Raw genomic sequence first — 21,647 nt, 5'->3', positions numbered from 1 at the left:
TCAGGCACGACCGTCACCGAGCGCCATCCGGACCAGGTCGTCCACGTCCATCTGCGAGATGGCGGCCGAGGCGTCCGTGGTGGGCGCGACCGCCGGCTCCGGATCCGGGTCCCCCAGCCGCAGCAGCGCGTCGAGCAGACCCGCCGAGCGCAGCCGCTGCGGGGAGATCGTCGCCAACAGCCGGCGTACGGTCTCGTCGGCGGCGGCCGTCGCCGGCTCGGCCGGGCCGTCCGTCGGGGCCAGCTTCCGCGCGACGAACGCGGCCACCGCCCCGGGACTCGGATGGTCGAACACGAGTGTCGCGGGCAGGCGCAGCCCGGTGGCCGCGTTGAGCTGGTTGCGCAGCTCGACCGAGGTCAGCGAGTCGAACCCGAGATCCTTGAACGCCAGCGCGGGATCGACCGCGCCGGGGTCGTCGTGGCGCAGCACCCGCGCCACCCGGTCACGGACCAACTCCTCGATCCGGGCCGCCCGGTCGGCGGGCGGCAGACCGGACAACCGGCGGCGCAGCGCGTCCGCGTCGACGACGCCGTCGGCGGCCCCGGCGGTCCGGCGCACCACGCCACGGACCAGGCCACGCAGCAGCGCGGGCACGTCGGCGCCGGTCATCGCGGTCCGCTCGCGCAGCTCCAGCCGTACCGGCACGAGCAGCGCCTCGTCCGGCCGCAGCGCCGCGTCGAACAACGCCAGCCCCTCCGCGTCGGACAGCGCGCCGACCCCGCCGCCGGTCAGCCGCCGCCGGGCCGGATCGGTGAGCGTGCCGGTCAGCTCGCTGCGCCGCTCCCACAGCCCCCACGCCAGGGACCGGCCCGGCCGGCCCTCGGCCCGCCGGCGGGCGGCCAGCGCGTCCAGGAACGCGTTCGCGGCGGCGTAGTTCGCCTGGCCGGCGTTGCCGATCACCCCGGCCGCCGAGGAGAACAGCACGAACGCCGACAGCGGCAGGTCGCGGGTCAGCTCGTGCAGGTTCAGCGCGCCGTCGACCTTGGGCCGCAGCACGGTGTCGAGGCGCTGCGGGGTCAACGCGGCGAGAACGCCGTCGTCGAGGACGCCGGCCGCGTGCACCACCGCGGTCAGCGGCCGGTCGGCGGGCACCCCGGCCAGGACCCCGGCGAGGGCCGCCCGGTCGGCGACGTCGACGGCGGCGAACGTCGCCTCGGCCCCGAGCTCCGCCAGCTCGGCGAGCAGCTCGGTCGCCCCGGCGGCCCCGTCGCCCCGGCGACCGACCAGCAGCAGGTGGCGGACGCCGTGGCGGGCGGCGAGATGCCGGGCGACCAGACCGCCGAGCACGCCCGCCGCGCCGGTCACCAGCGTCGTGCCGGCCGGCGCGAAGGACGTCCCGGGACCGGTCTGCCCGGTCAGCCGGGCCAGGCGGGGGGCGAGCAGGACGCCGTCGCGGACGGCGAGCTGGGGCTCGTCGGCGGCGAGGGCGGCCGGGAGCAGGGCGAGCAGCTCCGCCGGATCGGCGGCGTCGAGCAGGACGAAACGGCCCGGATGCTCCGCCTGGGCGGAGCGGACGAGTCCCCGTACCGCCGCGCCGGCGAGGTCCCCGACGCCCTCGCCGGGGACCGCCTCGACGGCCCGGTCGGTGACGAACACGAGCCGGGCGTCGGCGAGCCGGGCGTCGCCGAGCCACCGCTGGACCAGGGTCAGCGCGTCGGCCGTCGCCGCCCGGACCGAGGCGGCGTCGCGGCCGGCGGCGCGGGTCGCGACGAGGACGACGTCCGGCACGCCCGCGCCGCCGTCCAGCGCGGCCGTGAGCCCGGCCAGGTCGGCGTAGGTCTCGGGGAGCAGACCGGCCGGCCCGATCGCGGCCAGCCGGCCGGGCGGTCCCGGTTGCGCGCCGGTGGCGGGCGTCGGCGTCCAGGCGAGCCGGAAGAGCGAATCGGGTACGCCCACGGCGGCGGCCGACGCGGCGAGCTGGTCCGCCCGGGCCGGCCGGGTCACCAACGCGCCCACCGAGAGCACGGGCTGCCCGTCGCCGTCCGCCGCGTCGATCGCCACCCGCCCGTCCCGGTCGAAGCGCAGCCGTACCCGCAGCCGGGTCGCGCCGACGGCGTGCAGCGTGACGTCCGTCCACGCGAACGGCAGCCGGGTGGTCCCGGACTCCGACGCGTCGCCGCCCCCGGGACCGATCCACATGCCGTGCAGGGCGGCGTCGAGCAGGGCCGGGTGCACGCCGTACGCGGCGGCGTCCCGGTCCTCGCCGGCCGGCAGCGCCACCTCGGTGAAGACCTCGTCACCGCGCCGCCACGCGGCGCGTACCCCACGGAACACCGGGCCGTACCGATAGCCGGACGCGGCGAACCCGTCGTACAGGTCGTCGATCCCGACCGGGGTGGCCCCCGGCGGCGGCCAACTCCGCACGGCGGGACCCGCCGCCGCGGCGGAGGCGGTCACCGTGCCGGTCGCGTGCCGGACCCAGGTCGCGTCCAGGGCGTCGTCGGCGCGGGAGTGGACGGTGAGCGCGCGCCCGCCGTCCGGGCCGGGCGCGCCCACCCGGACCTGGAGGCGGACCGCCGCCCCGGGCGGCAGCACCAGCGGCGCTTCGAGCGTGAGATCCTCGACCAGCGCGGCCCCGGCCTCGGCGGCGGCCCGCAGCGCGAGCTCGACGAACGCGGCGCCGGGCAGCAGCACCACGCCGGCGACCGCGTGCTCGGCCAGCCACGGCTGGGCCCGGGTCGACAGTCGGCCGCTGAGCAGCAGCTCACCGGTGTCGGCGACCTCCGCCGCCGCGCCCAGCAGCGGGTGCCGGGCGGCGTCGAGACCGGCGGCGGTGAGGTCCGCCCCGCCCCCGGCGGCCGGCCGCGCCCAGTAGTGCTGACGCTGGAACGGGTACGTGGGCAGGTCGACGTGCCGCGCCGCGACGCCGGCGAACCACGCCGACCAGCGCACCGGCCGCCCGGCGGCCCAGGCCGCGCCCAGCGACAGCAGCAGCCGGCGGCGGTCCCCCTCGCCGCGGCGCAGCGTGCCGAGCGCGACGCCGTCCCGGCCGGCGGCGTCGAGCGTCTCCTCGATCGGCACGGTGAGCACCGGGTGCGGGCTGACCTCGATGAACGTCGTGTAGCCCTGCTCGGCCAGCACCCGTACGGCGGGAGCGAAGGCGACCGGGCGACGCAGGTTGGCGTACCAGTAGTCGGCGTCCAGGTCGACGCCGTCGTGCCAGTCGCCGGTGACGGTGGAGAACAGCGGCACGTCGGCCACGCCCGGGGTGACCGGCGCGAGGGCCTGCCGCAGCTCCGCTTCGAGGCTTTCCACCTGCGCCGAGTGCGAGGCGTAGTCGACGTCGATCCGACGGGCCCGTACGCCGTCCCGCTCGCAGGTGGCGAGCAGCTCGCCGACCGCGCTGGCCTCGCCGGAGACGACCACGGCGGACGGCCCGTTGACCGCCGCGACGGAGAGCCGGCCACCCCAGCGGGCCACCAGGTCCTCCGCGCTGCCCCGGGTCAAGGCGACCGACACCATGCCGCCGGCGCCGGCCAGCCCGACGATGGCGCGCGAGCGCAGCGCCACGACGCGGGCGCCGTCGTCGAGGGAGAGCGCGCCGGCGACCACGGCCGCCGCGATCTCGCCCTGCGAGTGGCCGACGACCGCGTCGGGCTCGACCCCGTACCCGCGCCAGACGGCGGCGAGCGACACCATCACCGCGAACAGCACGGGCTGCACCACGTCGACCCGGTCCAGCGGGGCCGCGGCGCGGACGACGTCCAGCAGCGACCAGTCGACGTGCGGGGCGAGGGCCGCGTCGCACTCGGCCATCCGGGCGGCGAACACGGGCGAGTCGGCGAGCAGGTCGGCGGCCATGCCGACCCACTGCGAGCCCTGGCCGGGAAAGACGAACACCGTCCGGCTGTCCGGGTCGGCCACGCCGGACACCTCGTCGGTCTCCCCCACCAGGACGAGGCGGTGCGGCAGCGCGGTCCGGCCGGCGAGGGCGCGTCCCACGTCCGCCGGGTGGAGCCCGGGGGTCCGGGCCAGGTGTTCCCGGAGCCGGTCCCGCTGGTCGGCGAGGGCGGCCGGGGCGCGCGCCGACAGCACCCAGGGCAGCGGCCCGCCGCCGGCCGGGTCGGGCGGGCAGGCCGGTTCCGGGGCGGCCCCGGTGGCGGGGGCCTGTTCGAGGATGACGTGCACGTTCGTGCCGCTGAGCCCGAACGACGACACCCCGGCCCGGCGGGCCCGCCCGGTCACCGGCCACGGCGTCAGCCGGTCCACGAGCGCGCCGGCGCCCCGGCCCCAGTCGACGTGCCTGGTCGGCCGGTCCAGGTGCAGCGTCGGCGGGACCTGGCCGTGGCGCAGCGCCAGCACGGCCTTCATCAGCCCGGCGACGCCGGACGCGGCCTGCGCGTGGCCGATGTTGGACTTGAGCGAGCCGATCAGGACCGGCCGGTCGGCGGGGCGGTCCTGCCCGTACGTGGCGAGCAGGGCCTGCGCCTCGATCGGGTCGCCCAGCGTGGTGCCGGTGCCGTGCGCCTCGACCACGTCCACGTCGGCGGCGGTCAGGCCGGCGTCGGCGAGCGCGGCCCGGATGACCCGCTGCTGGGACGGGCCGTTGGGGGCGGACAGGCCGTTGCTCGCGCCGTCCTGGTTGACCGCCGAGCCACGGAGCACCGCCAGCACCGGGTGGCCGTTGCGGTGGGCGTCGGAGAGCCGCTCGACGAGCAGGACGACGACCCCCTCGCCCATCCCCATGCCGTCGGCGGCGTCGGCGAACGCCTTGCACCGGCCGTCGGCGGCCAGCCCGCGCTGGCGGGAGAAGGCGAGGATCGCCCCGGGCGTCGACATGACCGCGACGCCGCCGACGAGCGCCAGCGAGCAGTCGCCGTCGCGTAGCGCCCGGGCGGCGGTGTGCAGGGCCACCAGCGACGACGAGCAGGCGGTGTCGACCGTGACGGCCGGCCCCTCCAGACCGAAGGTGTACGCGATCCGGCCGGACACGACGCTGGCGGCGCTGCCGGTGAGCAGGTGCCCCTCGCCGTCCCCGGACCGGGCGACGGCCGTCGCGTAGTCGCCGTAGTTGACGCCGACGTAGACGCCGGTGCGGGAGCCGCGCAGCCGCTCCGGGTCGAGGCCGGCGCGTTCCAGCGCCTCCCAGGAGGTCTCCAGCAGCAGCCGCTGCTGCGGGTCCATGGCGGTCGCCTCGCGTGGGGAGATGCCGAAGAAGGCGGCGTCGAACTCGCCGGCGTCGTGCAGGAAACCGCCGTGCCTGGTGGTCGCGGTGCCGGGGTGGTCGGGGTCGGGGTGGTACAGCTCGTCGCCGGGCCAGCCCCGGTCGGTCGGGAACCCGGTGACCGCGTCGCCGCCGGAGACGAGCAGCTCCCACAGCTTCTGCGGGCTGTCGACGCCGCCGGGCAGCCGGCAGCTCATCGCGACGACCGCGACCGGGTCGTCCGCGCCGGCCGGGGACGGCGGCGTCCCGGCCTGCGTGGGCGGCGCGGCCTGCGGGGTCGGCCCGCCGAACAGCTCGGCGCCGAGGTGGGCGGCGAGCGCGCGGGCGTCGGGGTAGTCGAAGACCAGCGAGGACGGCAGCCGCAGGCCGGTGGCGTCGTTGAGGCGGTTGCGCAGCTCCACGGCGGTCAGCGAGGCGAAGCCGAGCTCCTGGAACGCCTTGCCGGCCGGGACCGCGCGCGGCGAGTCATGGCCGAGGACGAGCGCGGCCTGGGCGCGGACCAGCTCCAGGACGGTCCGGGCGCGTTCGGACGGGCCCAGCGCGGCCAGCCGGTCGCGCAGCGCCGACGCCCCGGCGGGCGGCCCGGCGCTGTCCCGGACGGCTGCGGGGATCGCGCGCAGCAGCGGGCTGGGCCGGGCCGAGGTGAACACCGGCGCGAACCGTCCCCAGTCGACGTCGGCGACCGCGAGCACGGTCTCGTCGTCGTCGAGGGCCTGTTGCAGGGCGGCGATCGCGGTGGCCGGGTCGAGGCGGCCGAGGCCGTGCTCGTCGAGGTTGAACAGGTCCGCGCCGTCGCCGGTGACGATCGGCTGGCCGGGCGTGGTGGCCTGCCACACGCCCCAGTCGACGGTCGTCGCGGTCAGCCCCCGGGCCCGCCGGTGCCGGGCGAGGGCGTGCAGGTAGGCGTTCGCGGCGGCGTACGCGCCGTGGTCGCCGCTGCCCCACACGCCGGCGATCGACGAGAACAGCACGAACGCGTCGAGGTCCCGGTCGAGCAGCGCGTCGAGGTGTGCGGCGCCGGCCGCCTTGGCCGCCACCACCTCGGCGAACGCGTCCAGCGGTCCGCTGTCCAGGGGGGCCAGCGCGATGGACGCGGCGGCGTGCAGCACCGCGCGGACCGGGCAGCCCCGCCGGTCGAGGTCGGTGAGCATCCGCTCGACCTGGTCGCGGTCGCCCAGGTCGCACACGGGCAGCGTGAGCCGGACGCCGTGCGCGGCCAGGTCCGCGCGCAGTCCGGCGACGCCGGGGGCGTCCTCGCCGCGGCGGCCGGGCAGCACCAGGTGCTCGACGCCGTTGCCGGCCAGCCAGCGGGCCAGGTGCGGGCCGATCGCGCCGGTGCCGCCGGTGAGCAGCACGGTGCCGCGCGGTCGCCACCGCCGGCCGGGGACGCCCGCGGGTCGCGGCGCGGGCGCCAGACGGCGGGCGAACAGACCGTCCGGGCGGAGCGCCACCTGGTCCTCGTCGCCGGTCAGCGCGCCGCCCAACCGCTGCCGGGCCCGCTCGTCGAGGGTGTCGGGCAGGTCGAGCAGGCCGCCCCAGCGCTGCGGCTGTTCGAGCGCGGCGACCATGCCGACGCCCCAGACCATGGCCTGCCGGGGGGCCGGCAGCGGCGCGCCGTCCACGGTGGCGACCGCGCCGGCGGTGGCGGCCCACAGCGGGGCGGTGACGCCGAGGTCGCCGAGGGCCTGCACGAGCGCCACGGTGAGCGCGACGCCGACCGGGAGCGCCGGGTGCCGGGGGTGCGGCCGCTCGGCGAGGGCGAGCAGGGAGAGCACCCCGGCGACCGGGCCGGGCACGCCGCCCAGGGTGGCCGCCAGCCGGGTCCGGTCGACGTCCTCGTCGGTCAACGCGACGGTGGTCACCTCGGCGCCGAGCGCGGTGAGCGCGTCGGCGACCTGCTCGGCGTACGGCAGGTGGGGGCCCGCCGCCGGCAGCGCCAGCAGCCACCGGCCGGTGAGCGGGACCGCCGCGGGGTCGGCGAGCCGCTCCCAGGTGACCCGGTAGCGCAGGGCGTCGAGCCGGGCGTTCTCCTGCCGGCGGCGGTGCCAGCCGCGCAGGGCCGGCAGCACCCGGCCGAGCGGTTCGGCGTCGACGGCGAACACCCCGGCCAGCTCGTCCGGGTCGCCGCGACCGAGCAGCTCCCAGAACTCGCCGTCGCCGGTGTCGACCACCACGTCGGGGTCGGGCTCGGCCCAGAACCGGCGGTTCTGGAACGGGTACGTGGGCAGCGCGACCGGGCGCGCGCCCGGGAACGACGCGGCCCAGTCGACGTCGCCGCCCCGCGCCCACAGCTCGGCCGCCGAGATCAGCGCGCGCCGCAGGCCGCCCTCGTCGCGGCGCAGGGTGCCGACGACGACGGCGTCCTCGACCGTGTCCTGCACCGGCCCGGTGAGCACCGGGTGCGGCGAGACCTCGACGAACACCTGGTGACCCCGGTCGGCGAGGGCACGGACGGCGTCCTCGAACCGGACCGTGCCGCGCAGGTTCCGGTACCAGTAGCCGGCGTCCATGGCGGCGGTGTCCAGCCAGTCGCCGGTGAGCGTGGAGCACAGCGGCACGTCGCCGGAGCGCGGGGTGAGGTCGGCGAGGGCGGCCAGCAGCTCGTCGTGGACCCGTTCGACGTGCGCCGAGTGGGACGCGTAGTCGACCGGCAGGAGCCGGGCGCGGACGTCCCGGGCGGCGCAGGCGGCGACCAGCCCGGCGAGGGCGTCCCGGTCGCCGGAGACGACGACGGCGGCGGGGCCGTTGACGGCGGCGATCGAGATCCGGTCGGCCCACGGGGCGATCGCCACGGCGGCGGCGTCCGCGTCGAGCGCGAGGGACACCATGCCGCCGTGGCCGGCGAGCGCGCCGATCGCCCGGCTGCGCAGCGCCACCACCTTCGCGCCGTCGTCCAGGGACAGCGCGCCCGCGACGACGGCCGCCGCGATCTCGCCCTGGCTGTGCCCGACGACCGCGTCCGGCGTCACCCCCCAGGAACGCCACAGCGCGGCGAGGGACACCATCATCGCGAACAGCGCCGGCTGGACCACGTCGACCCGGTCGAGTCCGGGGGCGTCGGGGACGCCGCGCAGCACGTCGGTCAGCGACCAGTCCACGAACGGGGCTAGGGCCCGCTCGCAGTCGGCCAGCGCGGCGGCGAACACCGGGGACTCGGCGAGCAGGTCGCGGGCCATGCCGTCCCACTGCGCGCCCTGACCGGGGAACACCAGCACCAGCCGTCCGGGGTCGGTCCCGGCGTCGCCGGTGACCACGCCGGGGGCGGCGTCGAGGGCGCCCAGCCCGGCGAGCAGGCGCGCACGGTCCTCGGCGACCACGACGGCCCGCCGCTCGAACGCGCTGCGGGTGACGGCCAGGGACAGCCCGACGTCGGCGAGCGGCACGTCCGGGTCGGCGGCCAGCCGCTCCCGGAGCCGGGCGGCCTGCTCGCGCAGGGCGGCGGGGGTACGACCGGACAGCACGTACGGCGCGACCGGGGCGGGCGGCGGCGCGGGGTCGACCGGCTCGGCGGCGGGGGCCTGCTCCAGGACGACGTGGGCGTTGGTGCCGCTCATCCCGAACGCCGAGACGCCCGCCCGGCGGGGCCGGCCGGTCTCCGGCCAGGGCCGGTTCCCGGTGAGCAGCTCCACCCGACCGGCGGACCAGTCGACGTGCGGGGTGGGCGCGGTGACGTGCAGGGTGCGGGGCAGCACGCCGTGGCCGAGCGCGAGGACCGTCTTGATGACCCCGGCCACGCCGGCGGCGGCCTGGGTGTGGCCGATGTTCGACTTCAGCGAGCCGAGCCACAGCGGCCGGTCGGCGGGACGGCCCTGACCGTACGTGGCGAGCAGCGCGTCCGCCTCGATCGGGTCGCCGAGGGTGGTGCCGGTGCCGTGCGCCTCCACCGCGTCCACCTCGGCGGCGGTGAGCCCGGCGTCGGCGAGCGCGGCCCGGATGAGGCTCTGTTGGGAGGGCCCGTTCGGGGCGGTGAGCCCGTTGCTGGCCCCGTCCTGGTTGATCGCCGAGCCCCGGATGACGGCCAGCACCGGGTGACCGTTGCGGCGGGCGTCGGTGAGGCGTTCCAGCATCAGCACGCCGACGCCCTCACCCCAGCCGGTGCCGTCGGCGTCCGCCGAGAACGCCTTGCAGCGGCCGTCCGGGGACATCGCGCCCTGGCGGCTGAACTCGGCGTAGACCAGCGGCAGGGACATCAGCGTCACGCCGGCGGCCAGCGCGAGCGCGCACTCCCGGCGGCGCAGCGCGGCGGTGGCCAGGTGCACCGCGACGAGCGAGGACGAGCAGGCGGTGTCCACGGTGAGCGCGGGGCCTTCGAGGCCCAGCGCGTACGACACCCGACCGGAGAGCACGCTCATCGAGTTGCCGGTGACCACGAAGTTGCGTACCGCGGGGATGGCCGCCGCGCCGAGCTGGGCGTATCCCTGGTCGACGGCGGCGGCGTACACGCCGGTGTCGGTGCCGCGCAGCGTGACCGGGTCGATGCCGGCCCGCTCGATCGCCTCCCACGCCGTGGTCAGCAGCAGCCGCTGCTGCGGGTCCATCGCGGTCGCCTCGTGCGGTGAGACGGCGAAGAAGGCCGGGTCGAAGTCGGCGACGCCGTCGACGAACGCGCCCCGGGACGGCACGTCGCCGCCGGTCAGCCTCGCCAGGTCCCAGCCACGGTCGGCGGGCACCCCGGTGACCGTGTCCCGGCCGTCGGCGACCAGGTCCCAGAGCTGCTCGGGGGTACGGACCCCGCCCGGGAAGCGGCACGCCATGGAGACCACCGCGACCGGCTCGTGCCCGGCGGCCTCGGCCTCGGCGAGCTGCCGGCGGGTGCGCTGCAGGTCGATCGTGACGCGGTTGAGGTACTCGCGTAGCCGCTGCTCGCTCACCGGGCTCCTCGGGTGTGCGCGGGGACCGGGACGGCCCACGGGGTGGTCGGGCGGGTCATCGCAGCCCCAGTTCGCGGTCGATCAGGTCGAACAGCTCGTCGTTGCTGGCGGCCTCGATCTCCTGACCGGCGTCGTCGTCGGGTCCGCCGTCGGCGGTGGCCTCGATCCTGGACAGCAGGCGGCGCAGCCGGGCCGCCAGATCCGGCGGCGGCTCCTGCGGGCCGAGCGCGTCGACGCCGGCCTCCAACCGGGTCAGCTCGGTCAGCAGCAGCGGCGGCTGCGGCGGGCCGGCCGGCGCGGTCGCGCCGACCCGGCGCAGCAGGTCGCGGGCCAGGGCGTCGGGCGTCGGGTGGTCGAAGATCAGGGCGGCCGGCAGCCGTACGCCCACCGCGTCGGCCAGCCGGTTGCGCAGCTCCACCCCGGTCAGCGAGTCGAAGCCGAGCTCCTTGAACGGCCGGGTGGGCCGGATCGACTCGGTGGACGGGTGGCCGAGGACCGCGGCGGCGTTGCCCCGGACCAGCTCCAGCAGCGTCCGGCGCGCCTCGGCCGGCGGCATGGTGGCGAGCCGGTCGGCCTGCGCGGCGCCGACGTCCACCTGCCGCCGGGTCGGCCGGCGGGTCGGGGCGAGGGCGCTGAGCACGGCCGGAACCCGGTCGCCGGAGAGCACGGCGGGGTCGAGCCGGGCCGCGAACACGTACGGCACGGCCGAGCGCCACGCCGCGTCGAACAGCGTGAGCGCGTCGGCGGCGCGCAGCGCGACGCCTGTCACGTTCGCGGTCAGCTCGCTGCGGTCCTCCCACAGTCCCCAGCCGACCGAGACGGCCGGCAGGCCCTGGGCGCGCCGCTCGGCGGCCAGCGCGTCGAGCGCGGCGTTCGCGGCGGCGTAGTTGGCCTGCCCGGCCGCGCCGAGCAGACCGGCGCCGGAGGAGAACAGCACGAACGCCGCCAGGTCGAGGTCACGGGTCAGCTCGTGCAGGGCGAGCGCGGCAGCCACCTTGGGGCGCAGCGCCCGGTCCAGTTGCTCGACGGTGAGCGACTCGACGAGGGCGTCGTCGAGGACGCCGGCAGCGTGCACGACGGCGGTGAGCGGCCGGTCCGCCGGGATCGCGCAGAGCGCCCCGGCCAGGGCGGACCGGTCGGCGACGTCGCAGGCGACGACCTCCGCCTCGGCCCCGAGCCGGGCCAGGTCGGCGATCAGCCCGGGCACGTCCGCCGCCCGCGGGCCGCGGCGGCTGAGCAGCAGCAGCCGCCGGACGCCGTGGGTGGCGGCCAGGTGCCGGGCGACGGCGCGGCCGAGCGTGCCGGTGCCGCCGGTGACCAGGACGGTGCCGCCCGGGTCGGGTCGTGCCGGGACGAGCAGCACGTTCTTGCCGACGTGCCGGGCCTGGGACAGGTGCCGGAACGCCGCCGGCGCCTGCCGCACGTCCCAGCAGGTCAGCGGCAGCGGTCGCAGCGCCCCCCGGGCGAACAGCGCCAGCACCTCGGCGAGCATCGCGGCGATCCGCTCCGGGCCCGCCTGCGCCAGGTCGAACGCCTGGTACCGCACGCCGGGGTGGGCGCGGGCGACCTCGTCGGCGGAACGGACGTCGGTCTTGCCCATCTCCACGAACGCGCCGCCGCGGGGCAGCAGGTCCAGTGACGCGTCGACGAACTCGCGGGCCAGGCAGTCGAGCACCACGTCCACGCCGAGACCGCCGGTGGTCTCCCGGAAGTGGTCGGCGAAGTCGAGGGTGCGGGTGGAGGCGAGGTGCGCGTCGTCGAGGCCCAGGGCGCGCAGCACGGGCTGCTTCGCGGGGCTGGCGGTGCCGAAGACCTCCGCGCCGACGTGCCGGGCGAGCTGCACCGCCGCCGTGCCGACGCCGCCGGTCGCGGCGTGCACCAGCACCTTCTGACCGGGTCGCAGGCCACCCAGGTCGAACAGCCCGTAGTACGCGGTGAGGAAGGCGATCGGCACGGCGGCGGCCTGGGCGAACGACCAGCCGGCCGGAATGCGGGCCAGGCCGGCGCGGTCGGCGACGACGACCGGGCCGAACGCGCCGCCGAACACCCCCAGCACCCGGTCGCCGGGGCCGAGGTCGGTGACGCCGGGGCCGGTCTCCAGCACGACGCCGGCGCCCTCGCTGCCGAGGGTCGGCTGGTCCGGGTCCAGGCCGAGCGACACGACCACGTCGTGGAAGTTGAGGCCGGCGGCGCGGACGGCGACCCGGACCTGGCCCTCCCCGAGCGGGGCGAGCGCCCCGGGGCAGGCCCGCGCGACCAGGTCGTCGACCGCCTGCCCGGCGCCGGTCTCGACCCGCCAGGCCGCTTCGGCGGGCTCGGTGAGCAGGTCCGGGTCGCCGGCGGTGAGCCGGGGCACGAACAGCTCGCCGGACCGGGCCGCCCACTGCGGCTCGCCGGTGGGCAGCGCCGCGGTGAGGGCGGCCAGGGACGCGGGGTCGTCGTCGGTGTCGGCGAGCACGAACCGGCCCGGGTGTTCGAGCTGGGCGGTACGCACCAGGCCCCACACGCCGGCCCCGGCCCAGTCCGACGCCCGGTCGCCCGGTCCGAGGCGGACCGCGCCGCGGGTGCGGAACACCAGCGTCGAGTCGGCGAACCGCTCGTCGGCCAGCCAGCCCTGGACCAGGCCGAGGGCGCGACCGGTGGCCTCCCGCAGGTCGTCCGACGTCACGTCGGCGACCACGTGGGCGGGTACCCGCTGCTCGCGCAGCGCGGCCAGGTCGGGCCAGCCGGGCCGGGCGACGTCGACCGGCGGGCCCGGCGGCGTCGGGCGCGGCGCCCACCGCAGGTGGTGCGGGCGTACGCCGGAGGCGGCGGTGAGGCCGCCGGCCGGGACCGGACGCAGCGCCAGCGCCCCGACGGTCAGCACCAGAGCGCCGGTGAGGTCCCGTGCCTCCACGGACACCTCGTCGGCGCCGTGCGCGGTGACCCGGACCCGCAGGGCGGCGGCGCCGGTGGCGTGCAGGGTCACGCCGGTCCACGAGAACGGCAGCCGGGCGACGTCGTCGCGGCCGGGCAGCAGGGCGCTCGCCTGCAGGGCGCTGTCCAGCAGCGCCGGGTGCAGCAGGTAGTCGGCGCCGTCGCCGGGCTGCGGCAGGGCGAGCTCGGCGTACACCTCGTCGCCGTGCCGCCAGGCGGCCCGGACGCCCCGGAACGTGGGCCCGTACCCGTACCCGGCCCCGGCGAAGCGGTCGTACAGGTGGGTGACGTCCAGCGGGTCCGCGTCGGGCGGGGGCCAGGCCACCGGGACGTCGGCCGGGACCGCCGGGGCGGGGGCCAGCGTGCCCTCGGCGTACGCCGTCCAGCCGGCGGTGTCGGCGTACACGCCGACCGTACGTCGTCCGTCCGGGCCGGGCGGACCGATCCGCGCCTGCACGCCGACGCCGCCGTCGGCGGGCAGCACGAGCGGGGCCTGGAGGGTGAGCTCCTCGACGACGCCGACGCCGGCCTCGTCGGCGGCGCGCAGGGCGAGCTCCAGGAACGCGGCGCCGGGCAGCAGGGTCACGCCGGCCAGGGAGTGCTCGGCCAGCCACGGCGTCGCGGCGCGGGACAGCCGCCCGGTGAGCAGCCGCTCCCCGCTGCCGGCGAGGTCCACCGCCGCGGCGACCAGCGGGTGCCCGGTCGCGCCGAGTCCCGCCGCGCCGACGTCGGCCCGGCCGGGCGACGCGTCGAGCCAGTAGCGGGTGCGCTGGAACGGGTACACCGGCAGGTCGACGCGGCGCGCGCCGGTCCCGGCGAAGACGGCCGCCCAGTCGACGGGCACGCCACCGGCGTGCGCCTGCCCCAGCGAGAGCAGCAGCCGGGCGAGTCCGCCCTCGCCACGGCGCAGCGAGCCGGTCACCAGCGCCGGCTCGGCGTCGTCCTCAAGCGTGCCGCTGATCCCGGCGGTCAGCACCGGATGCGGGCTGACCTCCACGAACGTGGTGTGGCCATGGTCGGCGAGGGCCCGTACGGCGGGAGCGAAACCGACCGTGCCACGCAGGTTCCGGAACCAGTACCCGGCGGTCAGCTCGGGGCCGTCCAGCCAGCCGCCGTCCACCGTGGAGTACATCGGGACCCGGGCGGCGGTGGGGGTGACCGTGGCGAGCGCGGCGACCAGCTCGTCGTGCAGGGCGTCCACGTGCGCGGAGTGCGACGCGTAGTCGACGTCGATCCGGCGGGCGCGGACGTCGTCGCGTTCGCAGGCGTCGACCACGTCCGCGACGGCGGCGGGGTCGCCGGCCACCACGGTGGCCCGGGGGCCGTTGACCGCGGCGATCGACAGGCCCGGCCGACCGGCCAGGCGGGCCCGGACGTCGTCGACGCCCGACGCGATCGAGGCCATCGCCCCGGTGCCGGCGAGCGCGCGCAGCAGTCGGCTGCGCAGGGCGACGACCTTCGCGCCGTCGGCCAGGGAGAGCGCGCCGGCCACCACCGCCGCGGCGATCTCGCCCTGGGAGTGGCCGACGACGGCGTCGGGCTCCACCCCGTACGACCGCCAGGTGGCGGCGAGGGAGACCATGACGGCGAACAGGGCGGGCTGGACCTGGTCCACCCGCTCCAGGGCGGCCGGGTCACTGAGGACCTCCAGCACGGACCGGTCGCCGTACGGGGCGAGAGCGGCCTCGCAGGCGGCCATCGTGTCGGCGAAGACCGCGTTGGCGCCGAGCAGCTCGACCCCCATGCCGGCCCACTGGGCGCCCTGGCCGGGGAAGACGAACACGGTGCGTCCCAGGTTCGCGGCGACGCCGGTGGCGGTGGCGGCCGTCGGCTCCCCGGCGGCGAGCGCGCGCACGCCGTCCAGCAGGCCGTCGCGGTCTCCGACGAGCACGGCGCGGTGGGGATGCCGGGCCCGGTGCCGGGCCAGCGTCAGGCCGACGTCGGCGGGGCGCGGCGACGGGTCGTCGACGAGCCGCCGGGCGAGCCGGTCGGCCTGGGCGCGCAGGGCCCCGGGGGTACGGGCGGACAGCACCCAGGCGACCGGAAGGCCGTCCTCGGGGGTCACCTCCGGCGCGGGGACCTCAGGCGCCTCCTCCAAAATGACGTGCGCGTTCGTACCACTCACCCCGAACGCCGACACACCCGCCCGACGCGCCCGACCCACCCGCTCCCACACCCGCGAACCACCCAACAACCCCACCCCACCCGACACCCAATCCACCCCCGACAACCCCACCCCCACATGCAACGACCCCGGCAACACCCCACACCCCAACGCACCCACCATCTTCACCACCCCACCCACACCCGCCGCCGCCGACGAATGACCCACATTCGACTTCAACGACCCCAACCACAACGGCACACCACCCACCCGACCCCGCCCATACGTCGCCACCAACGCCCCCACCTCAATCGGATCCCCCAACCGCGTCCCCGTCCCATGCCCCTCCACCACATCCACATCCCCCACACCCAAACCCGCATCCACCAACGCCGCCCGAATCACCCGCTGCTGCGCCACCCCACTCGGCGCCGTCAACCCATTCGACGCCCCATCCTGATTAACCGCAGAACCCCGCACCACCGCCAACACCGGATGCCCATTCGCCCGAGCATCCGACAACCGCTCCACCAGAAGGACGCCGACGCCCTCACCGAAGCCGGTGCCGTCGGCGGCGTCGGAGTACGGTTTGCAGCGGCCGTCGGCGGCCAGCCCGCGCTGGCGGCTGAACACCACGAACAGCTCGGGGCTGTTCATCACCGTCACGCCACCGGCGAGGGCCAGGTCGCACTCGCCGGACCGCAGCGACCGGACCGCCAGGTGCAGCGCGACGAGCGACGACGAGCAGGCCGTGTCGACGGTGACGGCCGGGCCCTCCAGCCCGAACACGTACGACAGGCGGCCGGACAGCACGCTGGCGGAGTTGCCGGCGCCGAGGAAGCCCTCGATCTCCTCCGGGACGTTGCCGAGCAGCCGCACGGCGTAGTCGTGGTGCATCACGCCGGTGAACACGCCGGTGCGGCTGCCGCGTAACGTGCCGGGGTCGATGCCGGCGCGTTCGAACGTCTCCCACGTGGTCTCCAGCAGCAGCCGCTGCTGCGGGTCCATGGCCAACGCCTCACGGGGCGAGATGCCGAAGAACTCGGCGTCGAAGTCGGCGGCGTCGTAGAGGAAGCCGCCCTCCCGCACGTACGAGGTGCCGGGCGTGTCGCCGTCGGGGTCGTAGAGCGCGTCGAGGTCCCAGCCGCGGTCCTCGGGGAACGGGGAGATCGCGTCGACGCCGGCGGCGACCAGGTCCCACAGCCGCTCCGGGGAGTCCGCGCCGCCGGGGTACCGGCAGCCCATCGCGACGATGGCGATCGGCTCGTCGGCCGACGCCGGCCCGGCCGCTCGGGTCGTGGGGGTGGTGGGCGTCGTCTCCGGCGGGCCGCCGAGCTGGCTGTCCAGCAGCGCGGCGAGGGCGTCCGGGGTGGGATGGTCGAACACCAGCGTGGGAGGCAGCCGCAGGCCGGTGGCGGCGGCGAGGCGGTTGCGCAGGTTGACCGAGGCGAGCGAGTCGAAGCCGAGGTCACGGAAGGCGCGGGTGGGCTCGACGGCGCCCGCCGACGGGTGCCCGAGGACCTCGGCGGCCTGGGCGCGGACCAGCTCCCGCAGCTCCCGCCGCCGCTCGGCGGGCGGCAGGCCGGCGAACCGGCCGCCGGCGGTGTCGGCGGCGTCGGTCGGGGCCGGGGCGACGGCGGCCCGCCGGGCCGCCGGGCGGACCAGCCCGTGCAGCAGCCGCGGAACCGGGTCGGTGGTCGGGCGGGCGCGCAGGGCGGCGGTGTCCAGCAGCATCGCCACCGGGGCCGGCTCGTCGACGCCGGTGGCGGCGTCGAACAGGTCGAGGCCCTGCCGGTCGGTGAGCGCCGGCATGCCGGAACGGGCGATCCGGCGAGCCTCGTCCGCGCCGAGGTGGCCGGTCATCGCGCTGGGCCGCGCCCACAGCGTCCACGCGATCGACTGACCGGGCAGGCCAGCGGCGCGGCGGCGCCGGGCGAGCGCGTCGAGGAACGCGTTGGCCGCGGCGTAGTTGCCCTGGCCCGGCCCGCCGAACACGCCGGCGGCGGAGGAGAACAGCACGAACGCGCGCAGGTCCAGCCCGGCGGTGAGCTCGTGCAGGTGCCAGGCGGCGTCCACCTTGGGCCGCAGCACCGTGTCGAAACGCTCGTCGGTGAGTGAGGTGACGACGCCGTCGTCGAGCGCTCCGGCGGCGTGCACCACGGCGGTCAGCGGACGGTCCGCCGGGATCGTGCCGAGCAGGGCCCGCAGCGCCTCCCGGTCGGCGACGTCGCAGGCCACGACCATGCCGGTCGCGCCGAGCGCGGCGAGGTCGGCGACGAGGTCGGCGGCCCCGGGGGCGGCCGGGCCCTGGCGGCTGGTCAGCAGCAGGTGGCGGGCGCCGTGGGCGGCGAGGTGACGGGCCACGCGGGAGCCGATCAGGCCGGTGCCGCCGGTGATCAGGACCGTGCCGTCGGGACCGGTGAGCCCGGCCGCCGGCCCGGTGACCGGGTCCGGGGATCCGCCGGCGGTCACCCGGGCCAGTCGCGGGACGACGGCCTGACCGTCACGGACGGCGACCTGGTCCTCCTCGGTGGCGGCCAGCACGGCGGCCACCAGCGGCAGGTCGGCGACGTCGGCGTCGGCCAGCGCGAACCGGCCCGGGTGCTCCGACTGGGCGGAACGCACCAGACCCCAGACGGCGGCGTGCGCGAGGTCGGTGACGTCCCCGCCGGGCGCCGCCCCCCGGGTACGGAACACGAGCCGACGGTCGGTCGACCGGTCGTCGGCCAGCCAGTCCCGCAGCCGGGCCGCGACGTGCCGCACGGCCTCCCGTACCGCCGCCGGACCGCCCGCCCCGCCGGCCGGGACCGCCTCGAAGACCAGGTCGGGGGCGCTCGCCCCGGGTGCCGGCGCGACCCGTACGGGAAGCCAGTCCACCCGGAACAGCGGGTCCTGCCGGGCGGCCGGGGCGGCGGGGCGCAGCAGCAGCGCGTCGATCGCGGCGACGGGCTGCCCGGCGGCGTCCCACGCCTGGACCGACACCGCGTTCTCGCCAGCGGGCGACACCCGTACCCGCACCGTGGTCGCGCCGTGGGCGTGCCGGACCACGCCGGTCCACGCGAACGGCATCCGGCCGCCGCCCTCGTCCAGCCCGGTGACGTGCAGGGCGGAGTCCAGCAGCGCGGGGTGCAGGCCGTACCCGGCGGCCTCGGCGTGCCGGTCGGCGGGCAGGGTGGCCTCGGCGTACACGTCGTCGCCGACGCGCCAGGCCGCGCGCAGCCCCCGGAAGGCGGGGCCGTAGGCGAAGCCGCCCGCGGCGAAGCGCTCGTAGAGTCCGGTCAGGTCGACCGGGTCGGCGGCCGGGGGCGGCCAGGCCGTCCGGGCGGCCGGCGCGGGGGACGCCTCCGGGGACAGCACGCCGTCGGCGTGCCGGGTCCACGGCCCGTCCGACGCGCCGGCGGGCCGGGCGTACACCCCGAACGGGCGGCGGCCCGAGGCGTCCGGCCCGCCGACGCTCACCTGCACGTCGACGCCGCCGTCGACGGGCAGCGCCAGCGGCGTCTGGACGGTGAGCTCCTCGACGCGGCGGCAGCCGACCTGGTCGGCGGCGTGGGTGGCGAGTTCGAGGAACGCGGTGCCCGGCAACAGCAGGTCGCCGAGGACGTCGTGCTCGGCGAGCCACGGACTGGTCCGGGCCGAGAGCCGACCGGTCAGCAGCAGGGCGTCGCCGTCGGCGAGCGTGACGACCGCGCCGAGCAGGGGATGCTCGGCGGCGGTGAGGCCGGCGGCGCCGAGGTCGCCGGTGGCCGGGCCGGAGTCCTCCAGCCAGTAGCGCCGCCGCTGGAACGGGTACGTGGGCAGCTCGACGTGCCGACGCGGCAGGTGCGCGTACGTCGGCGTCCAGTCGACCGGGACGCCGGCGGCCCACAGCTCGGCCACGGCGGCCCGGACCCGGTCGAGGCCGCCGTCGTCGCGGCGCAGGGTGCCGACGGCGAGGGCGTCGTGGCCGGCGACCCGGGCGGTCTCCTCGATCGCCACGGTGAGTACCGGGTGCGGGCTGACCTCGACGAACACGCGATGCCCGGCGGTCAGTGTGGCGGTGACGGCGTCCTGCAACCGGACCGTCTCCCGCAGGTTGCGGTACCAGTAGTCGGCGTCGAGCGTACGGGTGTCGACCCGGCCACCGGTCACCGTGGAGTAGAACGGCACGTCGGAGGCGAGCGGCGTGATGCCGTCGAGCTGGGCGAGCAGATCGTCGCGCAGCGGCTCGACCTGTGGGCTGTGCGAGGCGTAATCCACCGGCAACACCCGCGCCCGCACACCCTCACCCACCAAACCCCCCACCAACCCCTCCACCACACCCACCCCACCCGCCACCACCGTCGACACCGGACCATTCACCGCCGCCACCGACACCCCACCCCAACCCCGACCCACCACATCCCCCACCGACAACCCCACCGACGCCATCGCACCCCCACCACCCAAACCCCCCACCAACCGACTCCGCACCACCACCACCCGCACCCCATCCACCAACGACAAACCACCCCCCACCACCGCCGCCGCCACCTCACCCTGCGAATGCCCCACCACCGCATCCGGCACCACACCCCACGAACCCCACACCGCCGCCAACGACACCATCACCGAAAACAACACCGGCTGCACCACATCCACCCGGTCCAACCCCTCACCCGACCGCAACAACCCGATCAACGACCAATCCACCAACCCCGACAACGCCACCTCACACTCCGCCATCCGCGCCGCGAACACCCCCGACTCCACCAACAACCGCCGCGCCATCCCCACCCACTGCGACCCCTGCCCCGGAAACACGAACACCACCTGACCGGCGTGGACGTCGCCGCCGTGGACCAGCGTCGGGGACGGCAGGTCGGCCAGCAGCGCGTCCAGGTCGGCGACCAGACCGGCGCGGTCGGTGGCGAGCGAGACCGCGCGGCGCGCGAACGCCGTACGGGAGGTGGCCAGCGCGCGGCCGGTGGCGGCCAGGTCGAGGCCGGGTCGGGCGGTGAGCAGCTCCCGCAGCGCGGCGGCCCGGTCCCGCAGACCGCCCCGGTCCCGCGCCGACAGCAGCCACGGCACCGGCGCGTCCACCGCCACGGCGGCCCCGACGGGCGGGCCCGGCACGGCGTCGGCGGCCGACCCGACCGCCACGGCCGACCCGACCGCAGTCGCCGGTTCGACCGCCGACGCCGGCCCGGCTTCCGGGGCCTGTTCGATGATGACGTGGCCGTTGGTGCCGCTGATACCGAACGAGGAGACCGCCGCGCGGCGCGGCCGACCCGTCTCCGGCCACGGCACGGCCTCGGTGACCAGCCGTACGCTGCCGGCCGACCAGTCCACCTGGGTGGTGGGGTGCGCGGCGTGCAGGGTGGGCGGCACCATGCCGTGCCGCATCGCCAGCACCATCTTGATGACGCCGCCGACGCCGGCCGCGGCCTGGGTGTGGCCGATGTTCGACTTCAGCGAGCCCAGCAGCAGCGGCCGGTCCCGCGGCCGGTCCCTGCCGTACGTGGCGAGCAGCGCCTGCGCCTCGATCGGGTCGCCGAGCGCGGTGCCGGTGCCGTGCGCCTCCACGACGTCGACGGCGTCGGCGGTCAGCCGGGCGTCGGCCAGCGCCCGTCGGATGACGCGCCGCTGGGCAGGGCCGTTGGGGGCGGTGAGCCGACTGCTCGCGCCGTCCTGGTTGACGGCGCTGCCGCGGACCACGGCGAGCACCGGATGCCCGAGGCGTCGGGCCTCGGAGAGACGTTCGAGCAGGATCATGCCGACGCCCTCGCCCCAGCCGGTGCCGTCGGCCTCGTCCGCGAACGACTTGCAGCGCCCGTCGCCGGCCAGACCGCCCTGCCGGCTCATCTCCACGAACGGCACCGGCGTCGACATGACCATCGCGCCGCCGGCCAGCGCCAGCGAGCACTCCCGCCGCCGCAGCGCCTGCGCGGCCAGGTGGATGGCGATCAGCGACGACGAGCACGCCGTGTCCACGGTGACCGCCGGCCCCTCGAAGCCGAACGTGTACGCGATCCGGCCGGAGGCGACGCTGTCCGACATGCCGTTGCCGAGGTAGCCCTGGACCTCGTCGGGCACCCGGTTCAGGCGCAGCGCGTAGTCCTGGTACATGATGCCGGCGAACACGGCGGTGTCACTGCCGCGCAGGGCGGCCGGGTCGAGGCCGGCGCGTTCCAGCGTCTCCCAGGTGGTCTCCAGCAGCAGCCGCTGCTGGGGGTCCATGGCCAGCGCCTCGTGCGGCGAGATGCCGAAGAAACCGGGATCGAAGTCGGCGGCGGCGTCGAGGAAGCCGCCCTCGGCGCAGTACGTGGTGCCCGGGCGCTCCCGCTGCGGGTCGTACAGCCCGGTCAGGTCCCAGCCCCGGTCACCGGGGAACGCGCCGACCGCGTCGGTGCCGGAGCGCACCAGCTCCCACAGGTCCTCGGGGGTGCGGACCCCGCCGGGGTAGCGGCAGCCCATCCCGATGATCGCGATGGGTTCCTGGTCGCGGGTCTCGGCCTCGGCGAGCCGCTGCCGGGTGTGCTGCAGGTCGGTCACCACGCGCTTGAGGTAGTCGCGGAGCCTGTCGTCGTTCATCAGTCGTCGTCACCTTCTGCGGGCGGGTCGCGGACCGGGG

2 protein-coding genes are annotated in these 21,647 nt (G+C 77.3%); both read right to left on the bottom strand.

Annotated elements, in window-relative coordinates; translation table 11 throughout:
* Positions 1–10,035, bottom strand: a complete 10,035-nt coding sequence (locus tag O7606_RS02950) for a type I polyketide synthase (RefSeq protein ID WP_281597428.1) — start codon at positions 10,033–10,035, stop codon at positions 1–3.
* Between the two features lie 55 nt (positions 10,036–10,090).
* Positions 10,091–21,607, bottom strand: a complete 11,517-nt coding sequence (locus O7606_RS02945; RefSeq protein ID WP_281597427.1) for a type I polyketide synthase — start codon at positions 21,605–21,607, stop codon at positions 10,091–10,093.
* Positions 21,608–21,647: the final 40 nt, after the last annotated feature.

Origin of the sequence: Micromonospora sp. WMMD882, assembly GCF_027497255.1 — a bacterium.
Taxonomy (GTDB): Bacteria; Actinomycetota; Actinomycetes; order Mycobacteriales; family Micromonosporaceae; genus Micromonospora.
This window is presented reverse-complemented; position numbering and strand designations above follow the sequence as displayed.

Bases quoted from the DNA above. Each gene is read 5' to 3' on its own strand.
- O7606_RS02945 (WP_281597427.1), bottom strand. From the start codon at position 21,607: ATGAACGACGACAGGCTCCGCGACTACCTCAAGCGCGTGGTGACCGAC.